The following is a 16650-nucleotide window of genomic DNA, read 5'->3' as shown; positions in this document are numbered from 1 at the left end:
ATAAAAATACGAAGCGAAAAACACTTATAAAAACTTTCTTACGAAACCCCTAAAAACATCATCAAGGATAACGGGTCTTTGATTAACATGCCAATACTTGCAGGAACTGCATCTGAACCCCTTGCACAAAAAATCGCAGAAATTCTCCACGAACCATTACTTACTAGAACAACAAAACGTTTTCCAGATACTGAATTTTACATCCGGATCCACGATGATATCACCAATGAACACATCATCATCGTGCAAACAACCTATCCAGATCCAAACCTTGTCGAACTGTTCATTATGCAAAATGCTGTCCATGAAGCTGGCGGGAAAAAAATAACAGTTGTCATACCGTATTTTGGGTATAACCGACAAGACAAAAAATTTGAACCAGGAGAACCGATCAGTGCACAAGCACTTGCACAGCTCATCAGCATCAACGCGTCAACAATTATAACAGTTGATCCCCATAAAGATCACCTCTTGCAATTTTTTACGGTTCCCGCGTATGGATGTAGTGCTGTTGCAGAAATAGCCACATATCTCAAAAAGAAAGATATTGATTTTATCTTAGCGCCAGACAAAGGAGCGAAAAACCGAGCGAAACATGCAGCGAAAATCATTGGATGTGACTATGATTATATCGAAAAAACCAGAATCGATGGAACAACCGTCACCATGAAACCAAAACATCTCGATGCAAAAGGAAAAAACGTTGCAATTATCGATGATATCATATCAACTGGGGGCACCATGGCGCAATCAATACGAGAACTCAAACGACAAAAAGCAAACAGAGTAACTGTAGCCTGTACCCATGGGCTGTTTATCGGTGATGCACAACAAAAACTTACAACAGCAGGATGCGACGAAATTATCGCAACCGATACAATACAGAGTAACTATAGTACGGTATCAGTTGCACCATGTATTGCTGAGCTGCTCAAAAAACAGGTCATGTAATATCGAGAAAAAACAAACCCTGCTATGAGATAGATATTTATAAGACCACAGATTTACGGTTCTCGTTATTCTTTAGGTGAATATCTATGCGGAAACGAGCCCAATTTAAAATGGAAACAACCACCTCATCATCACCATCTAGTGAATCAACAACAAAAGAAGTCAAACCAGAACGACATTTCATTAAATTGAAAAAAAACTCATGGACTACAGTTACGCTAATCGGTATTTTTTGTCTTGTTTTACTGATGAATACCTATTTTAACTTCATCTCTGATGTTAATCTCAATCCAGAAGGAACAACACTTGATGAAAAATTTTATCTCTCTGGTCCTGACCCGTATTACAACATGCGTCTTGTTGAAGAAACCGTACAAACAGGACGATATCCCTACTATTCTGAAAACGACCCATTATTAAATTACCCTATCGGTAGAAGCGGAGGTCGAGCACCACTCCTCAACATGCTTGCAATTGGATTTAGTAACCTCCTCACACCGTTTATGAGCCAATCTGATGCACTTGGGTATTCTATGCAATTTGTCCCAGCATTATTCGGCGCGTTACTCATTATCCCCATCTATTATATAGGAAAAACATTATTTGGACGAAAAGAAGGAATCATTGCTGCCCTACTTATCGCAATCATCCCAATCCATATCGCATCTGGTCACGGTTCAGCATATGGCCTGTTCGATCATGACTCATTAAACTTGCTACTCTTCTTCCTCACCTTTATGTTTCTGGTGAAAAGTATTACTGAGAAAGACAGAATCAACTCGATGGTCTATGCATTTCTTGCTGGTCTTTGCGTTGCAGGTCTTTCACTTGTATGGGTCGAAGCACAATTCCTCTTTGTCATCATCGGAATTTATGTGATTGCTCAAATCCTCATTGACATCTTCACGAAAAAAATCAATCAAGGATTTGCACAAAATATGGCAATCATTCTTTTTGTCGGATATTTCATATCCCTGCCAGTACGAATAACGAGAATGGAACAATTCTATTTTGAAAACCAACTCATGATCTGTATACTCATTGCTGCACTGGGAGTTTTCTGTTACATAATTGACAAGAAGAAAATACCTTGGGTTCTTTCATTTTCATTACTTGCTATCACCGCAGCAGCTTTCGCAATCTTTCTGTTTTTCGTTCCTGATTTAACAGAAACGTATCCTTTTCTAAAACCACTTGGTCGAATCTCAGGAATTCTCTATGGAACCGCTGGTATCTACGGATCGAAAGTTGATCTGACTATCGCAGAAGCAGGAACCTACAATATCAGCAGATCATGGATGTCCTATGGTCCTGCACTGCTTGCGCTTGCCTGGATTGGATTTATTCTTGTACTCATCAGATTCTACCGGCAGAAAAAACGAGAACACTTATTCATCATTATGCTCTTCTTAATCAATATCTGGCTTGCGGGGACCGCAGGTCGTTTCCTCAATGATGTTGTCCCGGTTGTTGCACTCCTTGCAGGTTTTGTCATCTGGTATCTCATTGAAAAAGTAAACTACAGCAGCATGATTAAAAACATTCGACATGCTGGTGGTGGACTCCGAAGTCTCAGAAAAGGAATCAAAATGTATCAGGTTCTTGGCGTTTTATTTATCTTCTTTTTAATTATGATGCCAAATGTCTTCTTATCACTTGATGCAGCAGTACCCTACGCAGCATCTAAAAATAAAACGAGTAATTTTAAAATCGATTACTTCGGAAAAAACTTTTCAGGAGCATTTGGCTCAAGTTCATATAAAGAACAATACTGGGTTGATGCTTTCTCATGGCTCAAACAACAAGACACACATATCGAAAATCCAGTTGATCGACCTGCGTTCATCTCATGGTGGGATTACGGGTTTTATGAAGTAGCAGTTGGTGATCATCCAACCGTTGCTGACAACTTCCAAGATGGTATACCACCTGCAGCTAACCTCCATACGGCAACTAGTGAAAAAGAAGCAGTCATCGTCTTCATCATTCGCCTCCTTGAAGGCGATTTCCAACAGCATGAAAAATCATTTTCACCGACAACTGTAGCAGTGCTTCAAAAACATCTCAGCAATATCACCCATGATCCATTTACCGTGAAAAACGTAACCTATGTAAATATTACCTATTCTGATCTCCTTTCCTGGATTGAAAAACCACAAAAAGCACCATCATATTTAAAACCAATCGGATCAGAATATGATAAAGAATTAAGTAAAGATCTTGTTGTCGGTGAACAATTTATCGAAAATGTGTATTATCATGATATCACCGCGGTTTTAAACCATACATTAACTGAAGAGCAAGTAACCTGGTTATACCATGATCTCCAAGAAGCAACCGGACGAAGTATTCGATATTATGGCGCCGAAGGATATGACCGTGACATTTTCAACATCTTTGGTTTCCTTGGTGATAAAAGCCTAGTGTTACATGCATTACGAACCGCAAGTAGTGAACGGTTTCACAATGCCGAAGATGATTTCATCCAGGTACGATACAAAGGCTATAAAGTCAATCCTCAAACCGGCCAGCAGATCGGATCTGAACAAACCTGGACTGCTGCACAACTCAACGCCATGTCCGCATCTGAACGAAGAAGTATTTCAATCACCGATACTGCAGTTGTATCAAAACCTGCGTATAACAATACGATGTTCTATCGAACCTATCTTGGGGAGAGTACAGTTTTAGAAACTGTAAAAAATCAGCTCCTTCAAGTCCCCTGTTGGGGTCTAAAACATTTCACCGCAGATTACGTTTCAACATTACCCTACCCGGGAACTCAAGGATTTGTTTCGGTCGTAATTGCAAAATATTATGAAGGAGCAAAAATCAACGGAACAATAACGTACAAAGGTGAACCATTGGACGTCCAAGTAGTTGTACGGAAAAACATTTCATTATATGGAACATCTCTTGGAATTGATCATGATACTACAAAAGCAGCTAACGGCATGTTCCAAGTCATTGCACCTGCAGGAAACATAACTCTTGAGTTACGGCGAAATCCAGAGCTCGGGATGAATGCATTTCCCATAAAAGCCGTTCATTTCAACAGTGAAACTGATCCAGAACAAGCACCCATTACCGATGATGAAGCAATGCGAAAACAAGGAACAAACTACGAACGGACGCTCAACATCGAAGTTATACCCGGAGTTATCCAAGGCTACGTATATGCAAACAACGACTATGATGAATCCTATAATACATCGATCGATACACCGCTTCATAATGCTTCAATTACGCTCATAGAAATCAAAGAATTCTACCCCCTCAATGACCCAACACGTCCTGGTCAGCCAAAAGAATATGGTTATGAAAATCTACGACAACTCACCACTGATGAACATGGATACTACCAGGCATCAGATCTCATGCCTGGTATCTATCTAATCCAAGCAGTATATGACGATTTCAGAATCCATGAAAACTATGTGTTTATCTACCCGGGGAACAACACGTATAACATGTCAAAACCACAACCAGCTGCAGTCAACGGTATCGTCTACTTTGATGCAAACAAAAACAACAAAGTTGACCATGGAGAAGAAATGCCTGATGTCACTGTTGAACTGATTTATACAGAAACTGATCGAAAAGTCGTCAACACGATGATTACCGGTGCTGATGGTTCATACTCATTTAGCTCTATTATACCTGGGAATTATGTCCTCAATGTCACCAAACGCAACAGTACCACAAAATATCTTGATTATGCAAAAGAACAAACCATCAACCTTGAGGCAAACAAAACAAAGGTTCAAAATATCTCAATCACCTACGCACCAATTACGGTCACAGGATCAACTCAACATAGAACGACACCTCTTGGTAACATACCTATACAATTTACTGCGAACAGATCTGTGAAGAATAATACTGCTCAGAGCACATCTGCAACTACTGATGAAACTGGTATGTATTCTGTACAACTCCAACCAGGTTCATACAACGTCACGGTGAATTACGATGGTGAACAAGGATTCTACAGCTTTACTGGAGCTCTGGATATACCAATCGGCCAAGGTGTTGCAACCTATAATATTGCACTTCTTAAAAAATCAGTAACCATCCAAGGTAAAACGCTGTACAACGGTTTACCAACAGCTAACATCTCAATCGACTTTATACCTGATTATTCTGACGAAAATAACACCGCACAATATGCATCAAAAAGATCAGATGAACATGGTCGATATACCGTTGAACTTAAACCAGGACGCTACAATGTGACCGTTGAAGAAACTAGACAAGAACTCGGTCAAAACGTAACGTATCGTTTTGCTGGATATCTCGACCTACGAGAAGACGAAGTTGACATCGCCAGAACTTACGATATTATCCTACTCCGAGAGATAGAAGGATAAAAAAATATTGTTTTTATTCTTCTTGTTTATTTCTTTCTACAAAAGTGCACAGCAGAAAAAGATGAGGTGGTTCTTGCTATGATGCTATCACAAGAAGATGGAATTCAAGCAGTTCGTCTTGCACGAACAACCATCGAACAACACGTTCAACATCAAAAACTTGAAGTACAAAACCTTCCAGCAACATTTTCTGAAAAACATGGAGTTTTCGTTACTATTCACACCTACCCAGAATATCAACTGAGAGGATGCATCGGGATACCTCTCCCGGTCAAGCAACTCAAACACGCGATCACCGATGCAGCGGTCTCAGCAACCCATGATCCACGCTTTCCCCCACTCAGAAAAGAAGAACTCGACAGCATTGTTGTCGAAGTAACTATTCTGACAAAACCAGAACTCATTACTGTCTCAAAACCATCAGAATATCCTCAACATATCAAAATCGGACGAGACGGTCTTATTGTTGAACAAGGGTTCTTTGCAGGTCTGCTCCTCCCGCAGGTTCCCGTCGAACAAGGCTGGGATACCGAAGAATTCCTTTCACAAACCTGCATGAAAGCGGGACTTCTCCCAGATGCTTGGTTTGATAAAGACATACGAATTTCAAAATTCACCGGTCAGATTTTTGCTGAACAAACACCGAAAGGAACAATACAGGAGAAAAAACTCGATGGATCGCACAATTGAAGGAAAAATCTACATCAACGGCACGTTTGAATCATGCTGCCTTGGCATTACACAGGGAAAGATCAGTGAGATTAAAAAAACCTTGAAATCAGATGATCATATCAGCTTCGGCTCAAAACTTATTCTTCCCGCTGGTATCGACCTGCATGTTCATTTCCGCGACCCAGGATTTCCAAAAAAAGAAGATTTTTCTTCAGGATCAAAAGCAGCAGCTTACGGAGGAATATCGTGTGTGTATGATATGCCAAACACGAATCCTCAGACAATCACTGTTGAAGCAATACGTGAGAAGAAAAAACTTGCTGAGAAAAAAAGCTATGTTGATTTTGGCCTCTATGCAGCAATAACTGATACGAACATCAACCAGGCACAAGAACTTGGTTCGGTTTGCAATGGTTTTAAAATATTTTTAGGAGCGAGTACAAATACGCTACACCTCAATGAACGTAATCTCCAGGTCGCATTTGAAGAAATTATGCATACTAAAAAAGTAACCCTGATCCACGCAGAATCAGAAACCTGCTTGCAACAACATACGATTGTAGAACGAAATTTAAAGGATCATGTACAGGCGCGCCCTTCAGAATGCGAAGTTACGGCGATAAAAAATATCCTCACGCATGCAAAACAGATCACAACACCGGTTCATATCTGCCATTTATCATCTCTTGAAGGATTTGAACTTCTCCGCAGACGACCTGCACATATCACCGTTGGCGTAACACCCCATCATCTCTACTTTGACTGCGATACTATCTCGGGTAATGAAACGTGGTATAAAGTGAATCCGCCGCTTCGATCAGGATTCGATCGAGAAACGCTCTGGTATGGCATAAAAAATAATAGTATCGATGTTCTTGAATCAGATCATGCACCACATACGCTTACTGAAAAAGAAACTGAGTTTGACAAAGCACCTTCAGGAATCCCTGGTGTTGAAACCATGTATCCGTTACTGCTTGCCGAGGTTAAAAAAGATGCTCTTTCATTTCGGCAGATGATATCACTTCTCTGTGAACGGCCGGCACAGATTCTTGGCATTCCGAAAGGTAAAATTGAAATCGGCAGAGACGCAGATTTTATTGTCATTGACTTTAAAAAACTGCAAACAATACATGCGGACGCTCTTCATTCGAAATGCGGTTGGACTCCATTTGAAGGAATGCCTGCTCTCTTTCCCCTACATGTCTTTGTCAGAGGAGAACAGATTATCGATGACTACACCTTGGTTGGAAAACCAGGCTATGGAACATGTATAGGTGAACCTCAACGATGATTTCAAACATTCCTGAATGGGCCCAGATCTTTCTTTTTTCCATGTTTCCGTGGGTTGAAGCACGATATACTATCCCTTATGCAATGATTCAACTAGAATGGATGTGGTGGCAGGCGTTTCCACTTGCAGTTCTTGGGAATTTTCTTCCGATACCGTTCATCCTGGTATTTTTTCACCGAGTTGAAAAATTCCTGCGAAACTATTCCTTTTGGTGTAAACTCATGGATTGGTTATTTGCTCGTACACGACGAAAAGCAGATCGTCATATCAGCAAGTATCAATATGTTGGTCTTTTTATTTTTGTTGCAATCCCGATTCCATTTACCGGTGCGTGGACTGGCGCCCTGATCGCATACCTCTTTCAGCTGAACAATATAAAATCATTAATCACCATTTTTTGTGGCATTGTTCTTGCTTCTCTTTGTATGATTGTAATGACGGTCTACATCCGATCCTTGTTGATCTACTTTGGAGTAAACATTTAACACCGTGATATAAATATGCATGAAGAAATAAAACAACTTGCATTAAAAACTGTTGAAACCATTCATCGAACCGTCAAAAAAGCCCTAACTCATGAGTTTCATGCAATGGGAAAAAACATTGGTATCGGTGCAGATGGCACCCCAACAAAATATCTTGACAAAATCGCTGAGGACGCTGCACTTCGCTGTATTAAAAAATCTGGAATGAAGATAAATGTTCTCTCTGAAGAAGCAGGATTCATCGATCATCATGCACCATATACCTTTGTTCTTGATCCTGTTGATGGTACACGGAACGCAGTTCGGGGAATACCGTTTTATGCAGTGTCACTTGCTGTTGGACAAAAAACAATCTCTGATGTTGAATATGGCATTGTACAACATATTCCAACAGGAGATGTTTTTATCGCTGAAAAAGGAAAAGGAGCCTACCTGAACAAGCATCGTATCATGGTTCCAGAAATCCCGGCAAACGAACTTCTCTCCTGCTTAGCTTTAGGAAAACACGCCGATATCAAAACTACACATCTTGGAACTCAAAACTATGTTCGAGCATTTGGCTGTTCGTCGCTTGAAATGTGCTATGTCGCAACAGGTGGTTTTGACTATTATATGGTTGAACGTAACTACCTTCGAGTTACCGATATTGCGGCAGCAACACTTGTTGTTCGTGAAGCAGGAGGTTTTGTGTACAATCTTGCAGGAGATATTTTAGATATGGAGTTTTCACTTCAAGAACGAACAAATATTCTTGTTGCAGGCTCAGAAAAAATCATCCATGATCTGTTGCAATAATATGTACAAAAATTTTAAATAGGACACAAGAGGATGTGAGAAATAATGACGCTTGCGCAGCAATTTATCAGAAAGTCAAAAAAGAAAACACTCCATTTTTCACTACTTGATCCAGATAAACAGAAACCAGAAACCGCAGGAAAAATCGCTCAAATAGTCACCAATGCTGGGAGCAGTGCAATCATGGTTGGCGGATCAACCATTCTTTCACACCAGCAAGTTGATGAAACGGTACTTGCAATTAAAAAAAACTCAGATCTTCCGGTCATTCTCTTTCCATCAGGTGCACAATACCTCAGTAAATACGCTGATGCGGTTTTTTTCATGAGTTTACTCAATTCTCGAAATCTAAATTTCGTCATCAGAGAGCACGTCCGAGGGGCACCGTTTGTTCAACAATCAGGATTAGAACCGCTCTCTATGGGATATGTTATTGTTGAGCCGGGAATGACTGTTGGCCGTGTCGGTGAAGCTGATCTCATCGGTAAAGATGATGTTCAACAAGCCGTGAACTATGCTCTTGCAGCTCAGTATCTCGGCATGCAGTTTTTTTATCTCGAAGCAGGTTCAGGTGCACCCTATCCTGTATCAGATGCGTTGATCACTGGTGTGAAAAAAAACACTAAGATCACCTTGCTTGTCGGCGGTGGAATCAGAGATGCGGCAACAGCACGGCAAAAAGCAATGGCAGGGGCAAACATACTTATCACGGGTACAGCTCTTGAACAAGAAAAAAATTTGAAACAAACATTAACTGATCTAATTGCTTCTTTAGAGAGTTGAAGGTGTACTGTATGAAATATTTGGTGAGTATGACTGGTGCTTCAGGAAGTATCTACGGCATCCGTCTTCTTGAAGAATTAAAAAAAACAAAGCATGAAATTCATTTAATTATTAGCAATGGTGGAAAAAAAATCCTCGAGCATGAAACAGGATATTCTGCAAAGAATCTTCAGAAACTTGCAGACACATATTACGACAATAATGATCTTGCTGCAGGTCCTGCCAGTGGTTCATTTCATCTCGACGGTATGATTATTGTCCCCTGCAGTATGAAAACGCTGTCTGCAATCGCACAAGGGTACAGCACCACACTCACAGCTCGGGCGGCAAGTTGCTGTCTGAAGGAAGGACGAAAATTGGTTCTGGTCATCAGAGAAACTCCTTTGGATCTCCCTGGTTTACGAAACATGGTGGCAGCACGAGAAGCAGGAGCAGTTATTCTCCCGGCAATGCCAGCGTTTTATCAGAAACCGGAAACGATTGATGATTTAGTTAATTTTATTGTTGGAAAAATCCTTGACCAACTCAGCATACGTCATACCTTGTTTCGCCGTTGGGAGTAGTACCACCTAAAAACATCGGATGATCATAACAAAAAATTAGCTGGTATCATATTATGGATATTCAGGCATGCCCAAACTGCGGAAGTAGACGCATTGATGCAGGGACCATGAATGCAGGCATACTTTTTGGTATCACCTCATGGAAAAGCATCTGCAAAGACTGTGGATATCAAGGTGAGCCGCTCCTTTTCGATTCTGAGGATTGTTATAAAAATTTTCTTGATACTCTGAAGAAAAAAAACGAACAGGATGAAAAAGCAGAGCCATTCGGCCCTGAAGACGATTCTGACGAAGTTAAAAAAATCATCAAAGATACTGAAGAAGAGATAAACCACATTGAGGAAACGTTTACGGCAAAAAAAGGATGGGGTGCTGAAATTATACTTTCCATGATCCTTGCCGGCATCTGGATTATCCTAAGTATATCAACTCTGGTAACCTCGTATGGTGTTGAAGGAGCAATTCTGTATAGTTTCCTTTTGTTTGTTGTAACGAGTATTGCAATTCTGTTTGTCATTGTTATCTTTGAATATTTCCTCAAAAAAATCAAAAAAATGTTGATACCATAGTTTAGTATTGTTTACAAAGAGCGACAAAATTTTGAAAGATTTGTTCACCATATTCAGTGTGTTCGACCTCAGGATGAAATTGAAGACCAAAGAAAGGTTTTTTCGTATGTCGCATTGCCTGGATTTTACAATATTCACTCTCAGCGAGATGCACAAAATCTTTTGGAAGTTTGGTTACTTCATCGTTATGGGATTCCCATACAATCGACTTCTGAGGAACATGTTGAAACAACTCTTCATTATCCCTGAGAAGATGAAGTTCTATCTTCCCGAACTCAGGAATTTTTGACGGCTGAGCATCTCCACCAAAAAACCGTGCCATATACTGGTGACCCGCACAAATACCAAGAATCGGAAAGGAAGCTTTTTTCAGATATTCATCACAATTGCCAAGCGTTGACTCCAACCCGATCCGAGGTGCGCCACCAGACAAAACTAAGCCATCAACTTCTTCCTGTTGAAGCTCATCAAAGGAAATCGTGTTTGGTACTATTTTTGTTTCAACATCAAGATCACGAAGGGTCCTCCATTCACGATGCGTCCACTGACCACCATTGTCAACAACATAGATTTTAACCATAGTATATTATTCCCACTCCACAGTCCCAGGAGGTTTATTTGTTATATCATAGACAACCCTATTCACCCTATCTTTCAATGTATTGGTAATTTTTGTTGAAATCTGATCCAAAACCTCATGGGGTATCGAACTATACTGACAAGTCATTGCATCTACACTCTGGACTGCACGAATCGCGATTGTATTCCCATAAGCACGTTTATCACCATGAACACCAACAGTTTTAATAGGTATAAGTACTGCAAAATACTGCCATGGGCGTTCCATACGTCCTTTTGCGACTGCTGCATCGATTTCTGTCTCAACAATATAACACGCCTCACGAACTATTTCAGTTCTCTCAGGGGATGCTTCTCCGATAATTCTAATTGCAAGACCAGGACCAGGAAACGGCTGACGTTCTGAAACGTTCAGATGTAACGCACGAGCTACCTGACGAACCTCATCTTTGTATAAATCACGGAGTGGTTCAACCAAGGTTAGGTTCATATCCTTTGGGAGGCCACCGACATTATGATGTGATTTAATCGTATCACGAAGACCACCACCTGATTCAATCCAATCAGGGGCGATAGTTCCTTGAACCAAATATTGAATACATTCCTCACGTGCGACTCGTTCAAAAATTCTGATAAATTTTTCCCCAATGATTTTTCGTTTTTGTTCAGGATCTTCAACATTTTTCAATGCATAATAGAACTCATGACTTGCATTAATAAATCGATTGTTCAATGCCATCGAATCCATCATTTGTTTGACGGTTGCTGATTCATTTTTTCGCATATATCCTGTGTCAACATGTACCGCGACGAGGTGATCACCGATTGCTTTGTTGACGAGTGCAGCACATACGGTACTATCAACACCACCTGAAAACGCAATTAAAGCTTTTCCACGAATGTCTGCTTTGAGCTGTTCAACAGTTTTTTTTATAAAGGTTTCAGCACGAAACATAAAAGCAACCTTTGGTTCTATTGCGCAAGTGCTTTTTCCCGCATTTTTTTCCGATAATCAACCAGTTTTTTTTCTAATTTTTCATCATGAACTGCAAGAATTTCAACAGCAAGCAACGCTGCATTTTCTCCCCGATCAAGACCAACTGCTCCAACCGGAACACCTGGAGGCATTTGGACAATCGAAAGAATCGCGTCAAGATTGATTTTACCGCTCACTGGAACTCCAATGACTGGTTTTGTTGTATGGGAAGCGATGACTCCAGGGAGTGCTGCTGAAAGACCAGCTATCCCAATAAAAACATCAGCGTCACTTTTTTCGACAAGATTTTTTACGACATCAGGTGTCCGATGCGCTGAAGCAACAGTAATCGTATGTTCAACATCAAACTCAGTAAGTATCTCTTTTGCTTTTTCTGCTACCGGCATATCTGATTTTGATCCCATAACAATTTGAACTTTCATAGTACCTCACCAGGATATTATGCTCTTCATATAAATAGTTTCAACTAACTTTTTTAGAGTATCGCAAACTAGTTATAGGAGTTGTTAATGACGTGATTGCACAATAAAAATAGTGAACACCCGATGAAACTGGTTATTTGCGAAAAAAACATAGCTGCACGACGAATTGCCTATATTTTGTCTAATGGTACTGCAAAAAGTACTCATATCGGAAAAATCCCTGTCTATCAGTTTGAAAAAGATGGTGAACCGTGGGATGTTATTGGTTTAAAAGGTCATATCATCACCCTTGATTATCCAACTGATTTTAACCAATGGCAGAAAATCCAACCACATGAACTCATTGAGGTACAACCAATTAAAAAAATTCATGAAAAAGGTATTGCTGCAGCATTGAAATCACTTGTTGACAAAAACCCATTTTTAATTGTTGCAACTGACTATGATCGTGAAGGAGAACTGATCGGTGTTGAAGTTGTTGATCTCCTAAAAGAGTATAATAAAAATATTGTTCAAATCAAACGAGCAAAGTATAGTGCCATAACCCCATATGAAATTACGAAAGCGTTTTCTGATCTTGTCGAGGTTGATTATAATTTAGCAAATGCTGCTGAGGCGCGTCAGATCATTGACCTTGTCTGGGGTGCTGTTCTCACGAGATTTATTTCATTGACCTCACGGCGTCTTGGACGAGACTTTCTCTCTATCGGCAGAGTGCAATCACCAACCATGGCGCTTCTTGTTGAACGAGAAAAAGAAATTAAAAAATTCATTCCAACACCATATTGGAAAATTATTGCTCATCTGATAAAAAATACCACATTTGATGCAGATCACAGTGAAGAATTTTTCTGGGAAAAACAACATGCAACACAGATCTATGAAAAAATAAAAGAGGTACACCAAGCAACGGTAAAAGAAATAATAAAAAAGATTGAAGAAGAAACACCGCCATCTCCTTTCAACACGACAACGTTTCTTCAGGCAGCATCGTATCTTGGTTTTTCAGCAGCCAAAGCAATGAACATCGCTGAAGAACTCTATATGATGGGATTAACCTCATACCCGCGAACAGATAATACCGTGTATCCAAATTCACTCAATATCCGAGGTATTCTTGAAAAACTGAAAACATCTCAATTCTCAAAAGAAGTTGACTACGTCCTTACGCACAGCAGAGACTACCCAACACGGGGAAAACAACAAGCAACCGATCATCCACCAATACATCCTGTCGATGCACCAAGCAAAAAACTCTCAGCAGAACAGAAAAAAATCTATGAATTAATCTGCCGCCGTTTTCTTGCAACCCTGACAAAAAACGCTGTAGCAGAACGAACAAAAATACAGCTTGACATCGGTGGCGAACTATTCAACGCAGAAGGTTACAAACTTCTTGAATCAAACTGGCGTGACGTATATCCATACTACAAAGAAAAACATACAGTACTTCCTGAGCTTACGCAAGGAGAATCAATCCAGGTTGAGAATATCGAGATAAAAGAAGATGCGACGAAACCTCCCCAGCGATACTCTCAAGGATCTTTGATCGCAAAAATGGAGGAACTAAAACTTGGAACAAAATCAACCCGTCATGAAATCATTAGTAAACTGTACAGCAGGAAGTATATCCATGGTTCACCCCCTGTTCCCACAGCAACTGCAATCGCCGTGGTTGAAGCACTTGGACATTGCGATGTCGTCAAACCAGTTATGACGGCTCGTCTCGAAGAAGATATGGATGCCATCGCTGAAGGAAAGAAAACACTCATCGAAGTGGTCACAGAATCTCGTCAGATGCTCACAGAAGTTATGAGAGATCTTGAACCACTAAAAGAGGAGATTAAACAAAGTATCACCAAAGCAGTCCGTCAGCAGCATAACATTGGTTCATGTCCTCAATGCGGAAAAGATCTCATGGTTCGCACATCAAAAAAAGGGAAACGATTTGTTGGTTGCACCGGGTATCCTGACTGTAAAAACACGTATTCTCTTCCTCAGCAGGGTGGTTTGATCCTCACCGATAAACTCTGCCCTGAATGTAAAACACCAATTATCCGGGTGAAATTCAAAGGTAAACGACATTGGGATCTCTGTCTAAACCCAGCTTGCCCTAAGAAAAAAAACAATGGAACTACAACCTCATCGAAACAAACAGAACGTCCATCGTCATTAAAAAAGAAATCTACTCAAGACGAGAATCTAACCGAGCAACAAAACGCTGAATCTGACCAACCGTAGATAACAGATGAACCTTCTTCGTATCCTGAGTTGTTTGAAAATCACGAAGCATCCAAAACACATGATCACTAATCTCTACAACTGACTGGCGCTGTTCATAACGTTGATACAGATCAATAAATCGGAGAATCTGCTGCTTGATATCAACTGGTTTTTGACTGAATACCCACGGGCAGTGCATAGCTTCTCTGCCGATCATCACCAAGTCACATCCTGTTTTTTCCAACATTGCAAGACCATCAGTATAACTTTTAACATCTCCATTTGCAATAACTGGGATGTGAAGTTTTTGTTTAATTTGCTTCATGATCGTCCAGTTGACCTTACCCGCATATTTTTGATCAGCAGTTCTCCCATGAACGCAGAGAGCAGCAAGACCGTTGTTTTCCAAACGTTGTGCTACTGCTACACCATTGATATGCTGGTTGTCCCACCCAATCCGTATTTTCGCCGTGATAGGTTTTGCAGTTGCACTCACCATCGCGTTGACGAGCGTCTCAAGATGATCAAGATGTTTAAGCAATGCTGCACCGCATCCTTTCGAAAGATAATCCTCCTCAATACAGCCAACATTCAAATCAATAATATCAGCAAATGGTTCAACTACGTGTACTGCACGAAGTAATGTTTGTTTGGTACTGCCAATAAGTTGGACGGTTACTGGTCGTTCCTGCGGCAGAATATTCAGAAACGATTGTACCTCCTCAGGTTTTTTCTCAGAGATACGTTCTGCATCAATCATCTGCGTATAAATAAGCCCTGCGCCGTTCTCTTTGCAGAGCAAACGAAACGCGGTACAACTCACTCCTGCAAGTGGAGCAAGAACAAAAGGATTCTTGATTTCAACATTTCCGATTTTCATATACCCTACATACGTACTCAGAAAAAAACCTATGGTTGGAACGCTATATTCAAACTTGGGACTTCAACACCAGATCCTTTCGTGATCATTCCGACGATCTGTACCTCTGCATCTGAATATTTTGTAAGAATTTTGACGGTTTCTTCGGCATCTTGCTCTGCAACGATTACTGCAAATCCCATGCCCATGTTAAATGTATGATACATCTCTGCGTCTTCGATGTTTCCATACGTTTGTAAAAACTGAAAAATAGGCTGAGGTGCAAAGGGATCGGTAAGTACATATTTCACCTGTTTCTTTAATCGAGGGAGATTCCGAAGGCCGCTTCCGGTGATATGAGCTAATCCATGGACTTTGATTTTTTTAAGAAGCTGCAAGATTTCTCGAACGTAGATTCTTGTTGGTTCAAGCATGATTTCACCAATGGTTTTCCCGGGATACCAGCCCTCAGGAAATCGATCAGTGTATGCAAAACCAGATTCAGTAACTACTTTTCGTGCAAGCGTGTAGCCATTAGAATGAACTCCAGTGCTTGAAAGGCCAATGATGATATCACCAGGACGAATACGATCACCCATCACGATATCAGTTTTTTTCACATAGGCTAGACACGTTCCTGCAAGATCAAGACCATTGATGATTTCAGGCAGATCAGCAGTTTCACCACCAATAATTGATATTCGAGCAAGTTCTGCTCCCTTGTTTAACCCCTTACCGATTTCCTTTGTTATTTCAGCATCTGGGTTGTTTACCGCTAGATAATCAACAAATGCAAGCGGTTCTGCACCAACACAGATCGCATCATTGACATTCATTGCGATACAATCGATACCAATAGTATCCCACTTGTTCAATGCTTCAGCGATTTTGATTTTCGTTCCAACACCATCAGTACAAAGGACTAATGCATATGGTCCAAAATCGATAAGACCTGCATAGTGCCCCCCTAAGGGTTTGCCAAACCCGGTTCTTTTTGTTGTAATACTTGAAAGTAGCGAGGTAATTGCTTCTTCTTTCTGATAAATATCAACACCGCTATCTGCATACGTCATTTTTTTCAAAATCAA

The 16650-nt window shown here is 40.5% G+C and carries 15 protein-coding genes; 10 read left to right on the top strand and 5 right to left on the bottom strand.

The annotated features are described in order from the left end of the window. The first annotated feature begins 87 nt into the window (after positions 1 to 87). The 9 genes from QXL17_01440 to QXL17_01400 all read left to right on the top strand — a co-directional run bounded on the left by QXL17_01440 (position 88) and on the right by QXL17_01400 (position 10482). Positions 88 to 951: a ribose-phosphate diphosphokinase gene (locus QXL17_01440; protein ID MEM4257801.1), complete on the top strand. Its 864-nt coding sequence runs from the start codon at positions 88 to 90 to the stop codon at positions 949 to 951. 86 nt (positions 952 to 1037) lie between these two features. Then, positions 1038 to 5321, top strand: a complete 4284-nt coding sequence (locus QXL17_01435) for an STT3 domain-containing protein (protein MEM4257800.1) — start codon at positions 1038 to 1040, stop codon at positions 5319 to 5321. A 78-nt stretch (positions 5322 to 5399) separates the two neighbouring features. After that, complete coding sequence (locus QXL17_01430) at positions 5400 to 6011, top strand: TIGR00296 family protein (protein ID MEM4257799.1); 612 nt, start codon at positions 5400 to 5402, stop codon at positions 6009 to 6011. Then, a complete protein-coding gene (pyrC, locus tag QXL17_01425) occupies positions 5995 to 7287 on the top strand; it encodes a dihydroorotase (protein MEM4257798.1) in 1293 nt (430 codons plus the stop codon). Before QXL17_01430 ends, pyrC begins: the two co-directional genes overlap by 17 nt. Continuing rightward, positions 7284 to 7772: a small multi-drug export protein gene (locus tag QXL17_01420; protein ID MEM4257797.1), complete on the top strand. Its 489-nt coding sequence runs from the start codon at positions 7284 to 7286 to the stop codon at positions 7770 to 7772. The genes pyrC and QXL17_01420 overlap by 4 nt, the downstream gene beginning before the upstream one ends. A gap of 15 nt (positions 7773 to 7787) precedes the next feature. Continuing rightward, positions 7788 to 8567, top strand: a complete 780-nt coding sequence (locus QXL17_01415; protein MEM4257796.1) for an inositol monophosphatase family protein — start codon at positions 7788 to 7790, stop codon at positions 8565 to 8567. A gap of 45 nt (positions 8568 to 8612) precedes the next feature. Continuing rightward, complete coding sequence (locus QXL17_01410) at positions 8613 to 9350, top strand: geranylgeranylglyceryl/heptaprenylglyceryl phosphate synthase (GenBank protein MEM4257795.1); 738 nt, start codon at positions 8613 to 8615, stop codon at positions 9348 to 9350. A gap of 11 nt (positions 9351 to 9361) precedes the next feature. Beyond that, positions 9362 to 9913 (top strand): UbiX family flavin prenyltransferase, encoded by a 552-nt coding sequence (locus tag QXL17_01405; protein MEM4257794.1) that lies wholly within the window; start codon positions 9362 to 9364, stop codon positions 9911 to 9913. Between the two features lie 53 nt (positions 9914 to 9966). After that, positions 9967 to 10482 carry a hypothetical protein gene (locus QXL17_01400; GenBank protein MEM4257793.1) on the top strand — a complete coding sequence of 172 codons (516 nt, stop codon included), beginning with the start codon at positions 9967 to 9969 and terminating at the stop codon, positions 10480 to 10482. Position 10483: 1 nt separating this feature from the next. Here the strand turns inward: QXL17_01400 and QXL17_01395 are convergent, their stop codons facing one another. The 3 genes from QXL17_01395 to purE are packed head-to-tail and all read right to left on the bottom strand — an operon-like array spanning position 10484 to position 12480. Beyond that, positions 10484 to 11062 carry a GMP synthase subunit A gene (locus QXL17_01395; GenBank protein MEM4257792.1) on the bottom strand — a complete coding sequence of 193 codons (579 nt, stop codon included), beginning with the start codon at positions 11060 to 11062 and terminating at the stop codon, positions 10484 to 10486. 6 nt (positions 11063 to 11068) lie between these two features. Then, complete coding sequence (gene guaA, locus QXL17_01390; GenBank protein MEM4257791.1) at positions 11069 to 12016, bottom strand: glutamine-hydrolyzing GMP synthase; 948 nt, start codon at positions 12014 to 12016, stop codon at positions 11069 to 11071. Positions 12017 to 12033: 17 nt separating this feature from the next. Continuing rightward, positions 12034 to 12480 (bottom strand): 5-(carboxyamino)imidazole ribonucleotide mutase, encoded by a 447-nt coding sequence (gene purE / locus QXL17_01385; protein ID MEM4257790.1) that lies wholly within the window; start codon positions 12478 to 12480, stop codon positions 12034 to 12036. 123 nt (positions 12481 to 12603) lie between these two features. Here purE and QXL17_01380 point away from each other — a divergent pair, with 123 nt between their 5' ends. Beyond that, positions 12604 to 14721 (top strand): DNA topoisomerase I, encoded by a 2118-nt coding sequence (locus tag QXL17_01380; GenBank protein ID MEM4257789.1) that lies wholly within the window; start codon positions 12604 to 12606, stop codon positions 14719 to 14721. Here the strand turns inward: QXL17_01380 and QXL17_01375 are convergent. Both QXL17_01375 and purM read right to left on the bottom strand, forming a co-directional pair. After that, positions 14666 to 15583: a tRNA-dihydrouridine synthase family protein gene (locus QXL17_01375; protein ID MEM4257788.1), complete on the bottom strand. Its 918-nt coding sequence runs from the start codon at positions 15581 to 15583 to the stop codon at positions 14666 to 14668. The two genes, QXL17_01380 and QXL17_01375, sit on opposite strands and share 56 nt — an antisense overlap. 29 nt (positions 15584 to 15612) lie before the next feature. Beyond that, positions 15613 to 16635 carry a phosphoribosylformylglycinamidine cyclo-ligase gene (purM, locus tag QXL17_01370; protein MEM4257787.1) on the bottom strand — a complete coding sequence of 341 codons (1023 nt, stop codon included), beginning with the start codon at positions 16633 to 16635 and terminating at the stop codon, positions 15613 to 15615. Positions 16636 to 16650 lie beyond the last annotated feature (15 nt).

The organism is Candidatus Thermoplasmatota archaeon (assembly GCA_038884455.1).
In the GTDB taxonomy this organism is placed as follows: Archaea; Thermoplasmatota; E2; order DHVEG-1; family DHVEG-1; genus JAWABU01.
The sequence above is the reverse complement of the archived record's forward strand: the minus strand, read 5'-3'. Positions and strand labels throughout refer to the sequence as shown.

Bases quoted from the DNA above. Each gene is read 5' to 3' on its own strand.
- QXL17_01435 (MEM4257800.1), top strand. From the start codon at position 1,038: ATGCGGAAACGAGCCCAATTTAAAATGGAAACAACCACCTCATCATCA.
- QXL17_01380 (MEM4257789.1), top strand. From the start codon at position 12,604: ATGAAACTGGTTATTTGCGAAAAAAACATAGCTGCACGACGAATTGCC.
- QXL17_01420 (MEM4257797.1), top strand. From the start codon at position 7,284: ATGATTTCAAACATTCCTGAATGGGCCCAGATCTTTCTTTTTTCCATG.
- QXL17_01440 (MEM4257801.1), top strand. From the start codon at position 88: ATGCCAATACTTGCAGGAACTGCATCTGAACCCCTTGCACAAAAAATC.
- QXL17_01405 (MEM4257794.1), top strand. From the start codon at position 9,362: ATGAAATATTTGGTGAGTATGACTGGTGCTTCAGGAAGTATCTACGGC.
- QXL17_01375 (MEM4257788.1), bottom strand. From the start codon at position 15,583: ATGAAAATCGGAAATGTTGAAATCAAGAATCCTTTTGTTCTTGCTCCA.
- QXL17_01400 (MEM4257793.1), top strand. From the start codon at position 9,967: ATGGATATTCAGGCATGCCCAAACTGCGGAAGTAGACGCATTGATGCA.
- purM (MEM4257787.1), bottom strand. From the start codon at position 16,635: ATGACGTATGCAGATAGCGGTGTTGATATTTATCAGAAAGAAGAAGCA.
- QXL17_01415 (MEM4257796.1), top strand. From the start codon at position 7,788: ATGCATGAAGAAATAAAACAACTTGCATTAAAAACTGTTGAAACCATT.
- guaA (MEM4257791.1), bottom strand. From the start codon at position 12,016: ATGTTTCGTGCTGAAACCTTTATAAAAAAAACTGTTGAACAGCTCAAA.
- QXL17_01430 (MEM4257799.1), top strand. From the start codon at position 5,400: ATGATGCTATCACAAGAAGATGGAATTCAAGCAGTTCGTCTTGCACGA.
- QXL17_01410 (MEM4257795.1), top strand. From the start codon at position 8,613: ATGACGCTTGCGCAGCAATTTATCAGAAAGTCAAAAAAGAAAACACTC.
- purE (MEM4257790.1), bottom strand. From the start codon at position 12,480: ATGAAAGTTCAAATTGTTATGGGATCAAAATCAGATATGCCGGTAGCA.
- pyrC (MEM4257798.1), top strand. From the start codon at position 5,995: ATGGATCGCACAATTGAAGGAAAAATCTACATCAACGGCACGTTTGAA.
- QXL17_01395 (MEM4257792.1), bottom strand. From the start codon at position 11,062: ATGGTTAAAATCTATGTTGTTGACAATGGTGGTCAGTGGACGCATCGT.